Annotated in this window: 9 protein-coding genes; 6 read left to right on the forward strand and 3 right to left on the reverse strand. The window is 43.9% G+C overall.

From position 1 onward, the window contains the following. The first annotated feature begins 92 nt into the window (after positions 1-92). Together F6J90_RS08570 and F6J90_RS08575 are read left to right on the forward strand one after the other, a co-directional pair. Positions 93-287 (forward strand): hypothetical protein, encoded by a 195-nt coding sequence (locus F6J90_RS08570; RefSeq protein ID WP_293092079.1) that lies wholly within the window; start codon positions 93-95, stop codon positions 285-287. Between the two features lie 12 nt (positions 288-299). Further along, complete coding sequence (locus tag F6J90_RS08575; RefSeq protein ID WP_293092081.1) at positions 300-728, forward strand: hypothetical protein; 429 nt, start codon at positions 300-302, stop codon at positions 726-728. A gap of 43 nt (positions 729-771) precedes the next feature. On the opposite strand, the gene F6J90_RS08580 is transcribed toward F6J90_RS08575, so the two are convergent. After that, positions 772-8,001 carry a non-ribosomal peptide synthetase gene (locus tag F6J90_RS08580; RefSeq protein ID WP_293092082.1) on the reverse strand — a complete coding sequence of 2,410 codons (7,230 nt, stop codon included), beginning with the start codon at positions 7,999-8,001 and terminating at the stop codon, positions 772-774. Positions 8,002-8,430: 429 nt separating this feature from the next. Here F6J90_RS08580 and F6J90_RS08585 point away from each other — a divergent pair, with 429 nt between their 5' ends. Beyond that, positions 8,431-9,018 (forward strand): class I SAM-dependent methyltransferase, encoded by a 588-nt coding sequence (locus F6J90_RS08585; RefSeq protein ID WP_293092084.1) that lies wholly within the window; start codon positions 8,431-8,433, stop codon positions 9,016-9,018. On the opposite strand, the gene F6J90_RS08590 is transcribed toward F6J90_RS08585, so the two are convergent. Then, entirely contained in the window at positions 8,997-9,197 is a 201-nt protein-coding gene (locus F6J90_RS08590; RefSeq protein WP_293092086.1) for a hypothetical protein, read from the reverse strand. The two genes, F6J90_RS08585 and F6J90_RS08590, sit on opposite strands and share 22 nt — an antisense overlap. A gap of 407 nt (positions 9,198-9,604) precedes the next feature. Between F6J90_RS08590 and F6J90_RS08595 the strand changes: the two genes are divergently transcribed. The 3 genes from F6J90_RS08595 (at position 9,605) to F6J90_RS08605 (ending at position 13,165) form a co-directional block, all read left to right on the forward strand. Continuing rightward, the gene (locus F6J90_RS08595) at positions 9,605-10,684 is read left to right on the forward strand and encodes an RNA-guided endonuclease TnpB family protein (RefSeq protein WP_293092088.1); all 1,080 of its coding nucleotides are present in this window, start codon (positions 9,605-9,607) and stop codon (positions 10,682-10,684) included. Between the two features lie 143 nt (positions 10,685-10,827). Further along, positions 10,828-12,297, forward strand: coding sequence for an Asp-tRNA(Asn)/Glu-tRNA(Gln) amidotransferase subunit GatA (gene gatA, locus F6J90_RS08600; RefSeq protein ID WP_293094774.1), 1,470 nt, complete (start codon positions 10,828-10,830; stop codon positions 12,295-12,297). Between the two features lie 19 nt (positions 12,298-12,316). Further along, entirely contained in the window at positions 12,317-13,165 is an 849-nt protein-coding gene (locus tag F6J90_RS08605) for an alpha/beta fold hydrolase (RefSeq protein ID WP_293092090.1), read from the forward strand. A gap of 55 nt (positions 13,166-13,220) precedes the next feature. Here F6J90_RS08605 and F6J90_RS08610 read toward each other — a convergent pair whose 3' ends face one another. After that, a complete protein-coding gene (locus F6J90_RS08610) occupies positions 13,221-13,907 on the reverse strand; it encodes an ROK family protein (protein WP_293092092.1) in 687 nt (228 codons plus the stop codon). Positions 13,908-14,085: the final 178 nt, after the last annotated feature.

Genomic DNA, 14,085 nt, shown 5'->3' on the forward strand with positions numbered 1-14,085 from the left:
CCCTAACGCACCCTACGCAATATTTTCAAATATGAGATGCACCCGTTTTATTGGAGATATAATGTAAATATGACTATGTTAAAAAAATCATTATGGCTACTATTATTTCTCCATCAAAACTCAGCATTAGTGACGTAGAAGATAAATTTAAGCTCCAAGAAGTAATGGAGCCAGAGTTTTTTCCAGAGTGCGTGGAAAACCTACCCCAACTAAGTGAAATAGAAAGGCAAATTCTTGATAGAGCAAAAGCTAATTACAAGTACTTGTCTAAAGATTTGGTACTATAAGACCTAGTGAAAATGGTTGTTGTTTCTCCCTTATTGGATTTGGCAGGATTTTACCAACCGCCTTTTAAGGTTCAAGCAGAGTATGAAGTGTCTTTACCCATTGAAGATAAAGATGAAGACACAATTGTCAAAGGACGGATTGATATTTTGGCCGTGAGCAAACCAATTTGGATAGCCGTTATTGAGTCTAAACGTTCTGCTGTTTCTTTACAACCAGCAATTCCTCAAGCACTAGTTTACATGCTCAAGAGTCCCCAAACAGAGCAACCAACATTTGGTCTTGTTACTAATGGTGCCAGCTTTATCTTTATCAAGTTAGTTAAAGGCGAAACCCTACGCTATGCTTTATCAAAAGCGTTTGATATCTGGAATCCTGGCAATTATTTATATGATGTTTTGGGGATTTTGAAGCGTATTGCTGCTGTGACGGCTAATTCTTAGAGGAGACAACAAGGACTCCTCTAAGACGAAACTAGAGCATCACTCACTCTCTAACTAAAACCTCTAGCTGTTTAGCTAAAATCTCAACATCGGGAGAGCGCATCATAGTATAATGATCCCCAGGAATCCTGTAAGTTTCTAGACCACCTACTGCTAGCTCATTCCAACCTCGGTCTTCTGCTTCTAACTCCCTGGCACAAAATAGAGCAATGCGACCAGAATAGGGCTGGGGTTGATAGCGATACATAGCCATTAGGTTGGCTTGGAAAACTCCAAACAGCTTACGCATCTGCTCCATACCGATTTCCGGTGGTAAGATATTGAGCCCTTTGGCTTCCCGGAGGATGTGCTGCAATTGCTGCTCTAGCCCTCCAAGCTTAAGGTCTTCAACAGAAATCGGCAATTCTGTACCAAAAACACTACCCAAATCCTTAGCTAGAGAGCTTGCCATCATCTTTTCATCCACCTGTTCTGGTCGGTCAATAGCAACAGGTGAATAGCTATCGATTAATGCTAGCAGAGCCACTTCCTCACCAGCAGCAGATAATTGTTGAGCCATTTCCCAAGCAATAATACCTCCTAATGACCAACCTCCTAAATAATAAGGCCCGACGGGTTGAATAGTTTGCAAGGCTTCAATATAGCAACTGGCCATATCCTCAATTCGGGTTAATGGTTCAGACTCACCAAATAAACCAGGGGATTGCAACCCGTAAAAGGGTTGGTTATCTCCTAGATAACGAGCCAACTGTGCATAACAAAGAACATTGCCCCCAACCGGATGAACACAGAAGAAAGGAGGTAAGTTTCCTACCTTGTTAATCGGAACTAGGGGAGAATAAGATTGGAAATCAGTGGCATTGACCAGAAGACTAGCTTGGTTTTCAATAGTTGGTTCCGTGAACAAGGTAGCTAAAGGTAAATTAGTTCCAAACTCCTGCTGAATCCGAGCCATGAGACGAACTGCTAACAGGGAATGACCTCCAAGATCGAAGAAGTTATGGTTAACTCCAACTGGGTTGACATTAAGGAGATCAGACCAAATTTGGGACAGTTGCAATTCCAGGGAATTACGGGGTGAAACAAAGCCAGCGTCTTGAGGTCGATTAGATTGATCTAATTCAGGTAAAGCGCGGCGATCAACTTTGCCATTGGGGGTTAAAGGAAGTTTTTCCAAGAAGGCAAAGGCAGAGGGAATCATGTAATCCGGTAATTTTTGCTTCAGAAACTGTCGCAATTGGCTACTAGTTATATCTTCTTCTTGCTCGGAAACAATATAAGCCACGAGACGTTTTTGGTCGGATTGGTCTTTCCTGGCCACAACTACTGTTTCCCGCACAGCTGGATGTTGACCTAAGACAGCTTCAATTTCTCCAAGTTCGATGCGGAAACCGCGAATTTTGACCTGGTTATCAATGCGTCCAAGGAATTCGATGTTGCCATCACTAAGGTAGCGAGCCTTATCTCCTGTTTTATACAGACGTTCCCCTTGTTCTTGGCTAAAAGGATTAGGGATGAATTTTTGCGCTTGTAAATCAGGATGATTGAGATAGCCTCGGGCTAACCCTGCACCACCGATGTGTAGTTCTCCTGGTATTCCTTGGGGAACTAGCTGTAATTGCGAATCTAGGAGATAAAATTTAGTATTAGCGATCGCTTTGCCAATGGGTACTGTATCCAAATCATGATTATCATTGGCTTTAAATTGATAAACAGAAGACCAGATAGTAGTCTCTGTTGGGCCGTACATATTCCAAATTTCTCGGCTACGAGGTTCTAATTCTGTTGCCAGAGTTTTGGGTAACGCTTCTCCACCACAAAGTATTTTTAGCTGTTGGTTTCCCTTCCAGTTGTTAGCAAGTAACATTTTCCAAGTTGCAGGAGTAGCTTGCATCATAGTAATGTTTTCTTCGGCAATAGTCTGACTGAGTTGGTTGGCATCAATAGTTATTTCGGGGCTAGCTAAGACTAATTTTGCCCCAACTATTAGAGGTAAATAGATTTCTAAGGCAGCAATATCAAAGGAGATAGTTGTCACAGCCAGAAGAGTATCCAAAGTGTTTATTCCTGGTTGCTCTCTCATAAAGTCAAGGAAGTTGAGTAGCGAATTATGTTCTATCGCTACTCCTTTGGGTTTTCCTGTCGAACCTGATGTATAGATGACGTAAGCTAAATGTTGGGATTGACTTTTAACTTGAAGATTTTCTGTTGTTTGTTTGGCAATCTCTAGCTGTTCTATATCAAGGTCGATGATTGATAATTGATCTTCAAGATTAGAAGTTTTAAATCCAACACTCTGATTGGTTAGAAGAAAGGATACTTGAGCATCAGCAAGGATATAGTTAATCCGTTCAGCAGGATAGGCTGGGTCTATTGGCACATAAGCCCCCCCAGCTTTAAGAATAGCTAATAAACTCACAAGCATCTCCAGAGAACGCTCTATACAGATTCCCACCAGCACCTCTGGCTCAACTCCCTTTGCCTGCAAATAGTGTGCCAATTGATTAGCTTGTTGATTTAGTTCTCGGTAGGTAAGTTGTTCTTGTTCAAAGACTACAGCTACTTTATCAGGAGTATGTTCTACCTGCTGCTCAAACAACTGATGGACACATTTATCTTGAGGATAGTCACTATTGGTATTATTCCATTCCACCAATAGCTGCTGGCGTTCCGCTGCTGTCAGCAACGGTAACTTTGAAACTTGTGCTTGTGGATTAGCAACAATACCTTCGAGCAGAGTCTGGAAATGTCCTATCATCCGGACAATAGTTGTCTCATCAAACAAATCAGTGTTGTATTCCAAATTGGCCTGAAATCCTCCATCAGTTTCCTTGATCAACAAGGTTAAGTCAAACTTCGAGGTTACCGTTTCTATATCCAAAGCAGTTAGGTTTAGCTCAGGCAACTCTGCTTTCTGTCCGTTGGCATTATGCAATGCAAACATGACCTGAAACAAAGGGCTATGGCTTAGTGATCGCTCTGGTTTTAATACTTCTACCAATTGTTCAAATGGCAGATCCTGATGAGCGTAACCATCTAAGGCAACTTGGCGCACCCGACTGAGTAACTCCAAGAAACTTGGATTTCTTGATAAATCAATACGCAGCACAATAGTATTGAGGAAGAATCCGATCAGTGGTTCTAATTCACGGCGGCTGCGGTTAGCAATAGCAGAGCCAATGATAATATCTTCTTGAGAGCTGTAGCGGTATAGTAAGATCCCAAATACTGCTAGCAGACTCATAAAAATAGTTGCTCCTGATTGTTGGCTTAAGCTTCTCAACCTAGTCGTTAATTCGGGATTGAGTTCAAACTTGAAGCTACTCCCTTGGTAGGTTTGCACAGCAGGACGGGGACGATCCGTCGGCAATTCTAGCAGTGTTGGTATCCCAGCTAACTGTTGTTTCCAGTAGTTCACTTGATTTTCCAGCACCTCCCCGGTAAACCACTGACCCTGCCAACTGGCAAAGTCAGCATACTGGATAGGTAGTTCTGGCAACAAGGAAGGTTTCCGATAGTGGAACCCTGAGTAGAGAGCAGACAATTCCGCAAAGAATACCCTCATTGACCAATCATCAGAGATAATGTGGTGCATCATCAACAACAGTACGTATTCTTTTTCCCCCAAACGCAACAGTGAAACTCGCAACAAAGGTCCTTTGGCAAGGTCAAACAGTTGCTGGGCTTTCTCAAATACCAACTGCTTTACCTCAATGGACTGCTCCTGTTTTGGTAGTTGTTGTAAGTCAACGATGGGCAGCTCAACATTTAAATCAGGTGAAATAACCTGTACGGTCGAGCCATCTATAATCTTAAAAGTAGTTCGTAGTACTTCGTGACGGCAGACAATTTCCGCCAAGGCTTTTTCTAGAGCGGTAACATCAAGGGAACCACTTAAATGCACAACGACTGGCTCGTTATAGTAGGCGCTACCTCCTTCTTGGAGCAGATCCAGAAACCACAATCGTTGCTGGGCAAAAGATAGAGGTAATTCTCCATCTCTGGACACAGGTTGTATAGGCGGTAATAGCTGGTTTGCTTTGTCCCCGCTAGCTGAGGTGTGTTGGCTCATTTCAGCTATGGTTGGACTTTCAAATATGCAGCGCAGGGGCAACTCTACTGAAAAAGTATCCCGCATCCGAGAAATAAGTTTGATAGCCTGGATCGAATCTCCTCCCAAATGGAAGAAGTTGTCGTAAATACCAATTTCTTCTAATCCCAACACTTCAGCCCAAATACTGGCCAAGATCTCTTCTGTGGGAGTACGAGGAGCAACAAACTCAACTACTAAATCGCGACGAGACTTACTTGGTGCAGGTAGAGCCCGTCGATCTACTTTACCACTCGGTGTCAGAGGCAATGCTTCCAAAACTACAAAAGCAGCAGGAATCATATAATCCGGTAGCTGTTCTTGTAAGAAATTGCGTACTTGGGACACCAATTGGGGATTTTTCTGGACTAGGTTGGGCTGGTTAGCATAAGTACTCCAAGGCTTAATGCCTTTTTCAGATGAATTGACCTCACTACCTTTAGCTGCAAGCCCCCTAAATCCCCCAATACTGGGGGACTTTAACTCAATTTCCCCCCAAAATTGGGGGGTTAGGGGGGCGAAATTTGGGCGTTGCTGAATTGAAGTATGAATGCGCGATCGTCTGGTTTTGGTAAAGCCCCCTAAATCCCCCAATTTTGGGGGACTTTCAGAGTTTTGTTCCCCCCAGAATTGGGGGGTTAGGGGGGCGAAATTTGCTGTAAACACTACATCATAGTAACCATCGGCACCATTTCCACTCCAGGTCAGGTTAATGGCATAAGGAATTTCAGATTCCAATGACCACCAGTCTTCTGGCTCTACTCCCTTTTCTTGCAGCTGGTCTAGTAATTCCCCTACGGTGTTAGGACAATTAGGACTGGCTAAAGTAGCGATCGCCTGGACATCTGAGCAAATCCTAGCATTGGGAACGCGGTTAACTACCAGGATTTCAGGCTTTGTTTTCAACAGTTGCCTTTTGATATCAGACAAGATAAGTCTATCTTTGAGCCAGTCAAGACACAGGGGCGCAACTGCTGAAGTATCAACCTTTTGACCGACATGAATAATCGCATCGTATCGAAAGCGAGTTAGCTCATTTTGATAGTGTCCCCGTTTGAGCTGAATTTCTACATGGCTAATTTGGGGGAGATGTTCCTCAAGGGCTAAAAAGAAAGCCGGAGCGATGGTTAGTTTCTTAGTTTCAGCTATTCTTTCCTGGATGCGATCGCGCAGCGCCATTGTAGACTCAGAAGAGGGAGCTTGATGTAACTGAACCGATGTATGAAAGGCTTCGAGTAAAGGGAAACTCTCCACATCCCCAATAAAAATACTACCCCCAGGCTGGACTAACTGCACCACTTTTTCGATGACGGACACCAGGTAGTCCATGTTGGGGAAAAACTGGATCACTCCATTAATTACTACTGTGTCAAAGGTTTCGGAGTCTATTCCTGCTAAATCATCTGCTGGACTATGGCTAACCTTGACCAATTTCTCTAAAGGACTATTCCTAATCTGCTCTTCGATATAGCGGAGTCCTTGAGCAGCAATATCTGTACCCCAATAAGATTGGCAATGGGGAGCAACCCGAAACAATAGTAAACCTGTACCGCAACCAATTTCTAGTATTCGTTTGGGGTGCAAGGACAGAATCCGCTCTACTGTATGGTCAACCCACTCCCGCACTTGTTCTTCTGGTAAGTTTTTTCCGGTATAGCTATCGTACCAGCCACCAAGATGAAAACCAGCTTCCCAATCATCTGATGGCTTACTGTAGGCTTCATCCCATACTTTTTCCCATTGCTGAACTTGCTCTGTTTCCACAGGTGCAGATTCGGATTGCCCAGGTACAAGATAAGCCACTAAACGTTTGTCTTGGTTATCTTCTCTAGCTAAAACCACAGCCTGCTTCAGCTTGGGGTGTTGGCTTAGCAATACTTCAATTTCTCCTAATTCGATACGGTAACCCCGAATCTTAACTTGGTCATCCAAACGACCCAGAAACTGGATATTACCATCCGGTAAGTAGTGAGCCAAATCCCCCGTTTTGTAGAGGCGTACGCTCTGTGTGTTTACCTTGTTAAAGGGGTTAGGAATAAATCTTTGGGCAGTTATTTCCGGTCGGTTCAGGTAGCCTCGCGCTAGACAAACACCACCGATGTATAACTCTCCCTCCACCCCAGCCGGAACTGGTTTTAGGGACTGATCAAGAAGATAAATCTCGGTATTGGCAATGGGACGACCAATGGCAGGAAGTGCTGGCCAACTGCTTGGGGAACCTTTTAGGGTAAAGGAGGTGACCACATGAGTTTCTGATGGGCCATAGTGATTGTGTAGGGTACAATCGTTTAGCTTCTCGAACAAGTTAGCGATCGCAGGAGTAATCTGCAACTGTTCCCCTGCGGTAATTACTTCCCGTAGACTTGCCGGAAATATTCCGAAAGGTTCGGCCACTTCAGCGATTTGCTGCAAAGCCACAAAGGGAAGAAATAGTCGGGCAACCTCTTGTTCTGCTAGTAAATTTAACAGAAATACTGGGTCGCGCCGCACGTCTTCCGAGATTAAAACCAGTGTTCCCCCTACACACCAGGTCGAGAAAATTTCTTGGAAGGAAACATCAAAACTGATCGGGGCAAATTGCAGTGTTTTGCTATCGTTAGCAACTACAGTATCTTCCAGCTGCCACTTGATCAGATTAACTAGGGAAAGGTGGGGCATGGCTACCCCTTTCGGCTTACCTGTAGAGCCCGAAGTGTAGATAATATAAGCCAAGTTATCAAGTCTCAGGCGGCTAGTAGGATTTTCTTCCTTCTGGGTAGAGATGATTTCCCAATCTGTATCTAAACAAATGACACTAGCTTGATGTTTCGGTAATTGAGAGACTAATTGGCTTTGAGTGAGCAATACCGATGCCTGGGAGTGTTCAAGCATGTAGGCCAAGCGCTCTGGGGGATAAGCGGGGTCTAAGGGCACATAAGCTCCACCTGCTTTGAGAATTGCCAATAGTCCCACCACCATCTCAACAGAACGCTCTACACAAATCCCTACTAACACTTCAGGTTCTACACCCAAAGTTTGTAAATGGTGTGCTAATTGGTTGGCTAATGCATTGAGGGCTCGGTAGGTTAGCTGCTGGTCTGCAAAGACTACAGCAACTGCGTCCGGTGTTCGTTCTACTTGTGCCTCAAATAGCTGAGGAATACAACGGTAGTTGTCTTGCTGATTATTAATCTTAAGGTTCATCAAAACAAAAATTTCCTGCTTCTTATACTTTCTACGGGCATAAACTGGAAATTGGCTCTCTTGTGGGGATTGGATCTCTTCTCCTCCCGCTGTTTTGGGGGACTGGTTCTGATTGTCAATTAACTGAGTTTATGACCCTGGGTAGTATAACACTTGACGGGCGAATATAGAAGTAGACTGTTGAAGCTGGAGGCTAATCGTGAATTATTATATCCCATTATCGCCACTTTGTCAAACGTATAAGATGCCATTTATAGCGTTTATCCTAGTAATTATGTACATAATATTTTTTCCCGATTCCCGATTCCCGATTCCCGATTCCCGATTCCCGATTCCCTGTTACCTAAAATCCTAAATTTGTATACCTAAACCAATTGCTAAATCCTTGAATAATCGATTATACTATATCTAAATATATAACTAAAAACTATGTCAAAAAAAAAATGTGCTGAAGACTATTATGATAAATTTGCTGCCAAATATGACGAGGTGTTAAAGGCACCCAGTTCTAATGTCCAGTATGTCAATGAAGCAGTTAAAATCTGCCATGGACATAATCACCATCAAGGCAGTGTTTTAGATATTGCTTGTGGGACAGGTATCCTAAGTGACTTGTTGCCAGGAGAGTTTGACTATACAGGGATTGATATTTCCAGTAAAATGCTGGATTATGCGGCCAAAAGGGGTTATAAAACCATCCACAAGCCGATTGAAACAGCCCTCGCTGAAATTGATAGCCAGTCCTACGATTTTGTTTTTTGTTTAAGTTCGTTACTGTTTGTGGAAGACGTGGCAACAGCTATTAAGCAGATGAATCGGATTGCTCGCCAAACGATTATTTTTAGCCTTGATGAAACAACAGAGGAATATATGACAAAGGTGCCTATTCCAGTTTATGACCACTCTAAAATTGCCATCGATAATGCCATCGAAGATTATTTTATTGTAGGTTGGACTTCTCCCAGCCAAGGAATTACAATCCGAACTCGTATGATTTATATTGAAGCAAATAAATAGAATCGAGAATCGGGAATCGGGAATCGGGAATCGGGAATTGGGAATCGGGAATCGGGAATCGGGAATCGGGAAACAAGATTGTTTCTATCATTCCAGATAGCGTCACTTAGACCGGGAACAAAAACTCTACCGGTTGTGGGGGACGATGATGCGTTCGCAAAGCGGTTCCGAAGGAACATCGCGAAGCGGTTCCCCTGAATCAAAATCGGGTGCATCTTCTAAAAGTTGTTTGACCCAGCAGTGGTGCGTTACGGGGCAGCAACCTAACTCTGGCTACGGAGCGAAACATGAAGGCCCCCCTAACGCACCCTACACAACTCCCGACTCCCGACTCCCGACTCCCGACTCCCGACTCCCGACTCCCTGTTCCCTTTCCTAAAGCCTGAGCCCAAACCCCTAAGCCATGAATTTTTTGGCATCATTAGAGTAATAACTTAGTTGACGATTTAAGGTACAACACGATACTATCAGTATGTTGTTAATTGTAGTTAGGTGACTAAGTACCTCAAACCAACCAAAAGCTGATGAGGATCATGGCGTTAACGTCAGCACACTAGCCCGATGGAAAAATCAATCATCCCGACTTATGCAACGAGCCTTCAAGACCAAGTTAAAACTGAATAACAAACAAAAAACCTTGATGGCTCAACACGCTGGGTATTCTAGGTGGGTATGGAACTGGGCTTTAAACCTGTGGAAGGAAGCCGCATTAGCTGGACTCAAGCCTTCAGCCAATAAGTTGAAAAAGTTTTATACTCATCATGTGAAGCCTCAGTATACCTGGCAGTCCACATTAAGTTCTAGGGTTTACCAATTTGCTTTCAGGCACTTAGGAGAAGCATTTAGTCGATTTTTTAAAGGAATTGCTCAACATCCTAAGTTTAAGAAAAAAGGTAGAAATGATAGCTTTACCCTAGATAATTGCGGTAAGCTCATGAAGTTTTCAGGGACTCGGTTAAAACTTCCTTGTTTGGGATGGGTTAGTACCTATGAACCAATACCTGAAATCCAGACAAAGCGAATCACAATCAGTCGAGTAGCCGATTCTTGGTATATTTCGCTAGCCTACGAATTTGAGCCTGAATATACCCCAAAGTCCAGAGAATATCTAGGTGTAGATGTTGGGGTTAAAGTTTTAGCGACTTGCTCTGATGGAACCGTATTTCCTAACCCTAGAGCCTATAAGCAAGCTCAGAAAAAATTAACTCGACTTCAACGAGAACTATCTAGAAAACAAGTTGGTTCTGTAAACAGAAATAAGACCAAGCTAAGACTGGCTAAAACTCATCAGCGTATCGCTAACATCCGGAAAGATGCCATTCACAAGTTAACCTGTTGGCTTTGCAAAAACCACGCAGTCATTGGGTTAGAAGATTTGAATATTTCCGGTATGCTGAAAAACCATAAGTTAGCGGGTGCCATTGCTGATTCTGCTTTGTATGAAATTCGTCGTCAAGTCGAATACAAGTCTGAGTGGTACGGATCAAAAACAGTGTTTGTGGATAGATTTTATCCATCAACAAAAACCTGTTCAAGTTGTGGCCACATCCAGGAAATGCCACTCAAAGAACGAGTTTTTAATTGCGAAGCTTGCGGTGAAGTTCGAGATCGTGATTATAATGCTAGCCTCAATTTAGAACGATACGCCGAGAGCTACTCGGTTTGAGCCTGTGGAATAGGAAGTGCCGACACCCTATGAAATGCCAGGTAACTGGAAAGAAGCAGGAAGGGAACATTAATACGGTTTATACCGTGTTGTGTCAGTTTTCCGTAGCAGTTGAAATGGTTAAGTCAGTAAAGGTAGTAAGCATGGACACCGTCCGCGAGTTGCATCAACAGCTAATCAACAAAGAACGCTCAGCTGTAGAAATCACCCAAGAAGCCCTAGATAAGATTCAAGCCCTAGAGCCTCAAGTCCAAAGCTTCCTCCACATCACCTCAGACTATGCCCTAGAACAGGCCAGTCAAGTAGATGCGAAAATCGCAGCTGGTGAAGAGCTCCCGACCTTAGCCGGTATACCCATTGCCATCAAAGACAATATGTGTACCCAAGGGATTCCGACCACCTGCGGCTCCCGGATTCTGGCAAATTTTGTCCCACCCTACGAGTCAACAGTGACCCAAAAACTGAAAGAGACTGGGGCAGTAATGGTAGGTAAAACCAACTTGGATGAATTTGCCATGGGGAGTTCTACGGAAAACTCGGCTTTTAAACTTACTAAAAACCCTTGGAATTTATCCCATGTCCCCGGCGGCTCCTCAGGGGGCTCAGCGGCAGCCGTAGCTTCTGGGCAATCTCCCATTGCTATAGGTTCTGATACCGGTGGTTCTATTCGTCAACCGGCTTCTTTCTGTGGAGTAGTTGGCATGAAACCGACCTATGGGTTAGTATCCCGCTATGGTTTAGTGGCATTTGCGTCGTCCTTAGATCAAATTGGACCATTTGCTCGCACTGTAGAAGATGCGGCTATTTTACTGAATGCGATCGCAGGATATGACCCCAATGACGCTACCAGCCTCAAAGTAGACATTCCCGACTATACCCAATTCCTGAAACCAGACCTAAAATCTAACGGTAAAGTTAAGATTGGCATTATTACAGAAACCTTTGGTGAAGGCTTAGACCCAGTAGTAGAGAAAGCGGTCACTAAAGCCATTGATCAGCTCAAAGACTTAGGTGCTGAGATTCAGGAAATTTCCTGTGCCCGATTCCGGTATGGTTTGCCTTGCTACTACATCATTGCTCCGTCAGAAGCATCAGCAAATCTAGCTCGCTACGATGGCGTTAAATATGGCTTACGGGCATCAGATGCTGACAATCTCCTTTCTATGTACACCAAAACCCGTGCTGAAGGGTTCGGTGTAGAAGTCAAGCGCCGGATTATGCTAGGAACCTATGCCCTATCCGCTGGTTACTATGATGCCTATTATCTCAAAGCCCAAAAAGTTCGTACTCTGATTAAGCAGGATTTTGAGGCAGCCTTTGACAAGGTTGATGTCCTAGTTTGTCCCACAGCTCCCTCCACAGCGTTCAAAGCTGGGGAAAAGACAGAAGACCCTTTAAGTATGTATCTGACTGACCTGATGACTATTCCAGTTAACCTGGCTGGGTTACCAGGCATGAGTATACCCTGTGGCTTTGATGAACAGGGATTACCCATTGGGATGCAGTTGATTACTAATGTATTGCGGGAAGACCAGCTATTTCAAGTAGGTTATGCTTATGAACAAGCAACCGAATGGCATCTAAGCCAACCGGTTTTGAAGAATGAAGGATGAAGTATGAAGATAATTGATTATGTTGATTGTTGCAGGATTTATAGCGATCGCTTACGCCTTAGTCTGTACCTCCGTGTTGCTGTTGCAACATAGGCTAATGTTTTGTCCTGCCTCAGTGATTGAAAATACACCAGCTGACTTCGGTTTGCCTTACGAAGAGGTTTGGTTACCAATATCCACTAAGGGTAAGGTTGAGAAAATTCACAGCTGGTGGATTCCCTCTGACTCACCAGAAAATAAGGTGATGCTATATCTCCACGGTAATGCCTGTAATATTGGGGCATATCTTGAAATAGCCCAACGGTTAAATCAGGTCGGTTTATCGCTGCTGCTGATTGACTACCGAGGCTACGGTCGCAGCGATGGGAAATTTCCTAGGGAATCCCAAGTTTATCAAGATGCCCAAGTGGCTTGGGATTATCTAGTCCAACAACGAGGCATCAATCCCCAAGATATTTTTGTCTATGGTTATTCCATGGGGGGAGCAATCGGGATTGATCTAGCGGTGCGTAATCCAGAAATGGCAGGCTTGATTTTGGAAGGCTCATTTACTTCCATGCGGGATATGGCAGATTATGAGGGAAAATATGGTTTCTTGCCGATCAATCTTCTGCTTACCCAGCGGTTTGACTCAATTGGTAAAATCAAGTCACTCCAAACACCTATATTCTTAATCCATGCCATTAATGATACCACAGTGCCTGCTAGGATGAGTCAAGTCTTGTTCGATGCTGCTACAGTTCCTAAACAGCTTTGGCTAGTTCCTGATGCAGGTCACAATAATTTGACAACTGTTGCTACTTCCGAATATCAGCAAAAAATTCGGGAATTTGTGACGCAGGTTTATGCAGGACAAGGTATAGCATAGCGCTATAGTATTTCGCGCTATAGTTATTTAGCGCGATAGTATTTAAGGGTTTTTTCTAATCCTGCCATAAAGCAATACCCCCCAATAACCCAGCGACATTGGGCACTACTTTTACATTGGGGGGTAGCTCAAAGTTAATTTTTTTGGCTTCACCACCACCAATGTAAAGGTAATTATAATTAAACAAACGCTCTAGGGATGCGATCGCTTTTTGGAGCCGATTATTCCATTTCTTCTTACCATCTTTCTCTAAAGCCGCTCGCCCCAACTGTTCTTCGTAGGTTTCCCCTTTACGAAAAGGATGGTGTCCCATTTCCAGATTTGGCACCAGCTTGCCATCCACAAATAAAGCCGAACCAAACCCTGTGCCTAGGGTAATCGTCAATTCCACTCCCTTGCCAGTAATTGCTCCTAATCCTTGCACATCCGCATCATTAGCTACCCGCACCGGTTTGCCTAAGCGTTGAGATAGGGTAGTAGCGAGATCAAATTCCTGCCAATCGGGATCGAGGTTTACCGCCGTATAGGTTATCCCATTGCGCACCACTCCAGGAAATCCCACCGATACCCGTTCAAAATCCCCTTGTCCGAGAGCTAGGGATGCGATCGCATCAATAATAGCATCCGGCTTAGGAGGTTGGGGTGTTTCTAAGCGACTACGTTCGGTGATGGGATTACCCACTTCATCTAATACCATCACCTTAACGCCACTGCCACCAATATCTACGGTAAGGGTATGCATTGGGCTATTGTTTTGATTCATGAGGTATTTTACGGTTCACGGTTCACGGTTCACGGTTCACGGTTGACTGTCAACTGTCAACAGTCAACGGTCAACAGTTAACAGTCAACAGTCAACGGTCAACAGTCAACGGTCAACATTCAACGGTCAACATTCAACAGTCAACAACAAACAAAAA

Source organism: Moorena sp. SIOASIH (genome assembly GCF_010671925.1).
Lineage (GTDB): Bacteria > Cyanobacteriota > Cyanobacteriia > Cyanobacteriales > Coleofasciculaceae > Moorena.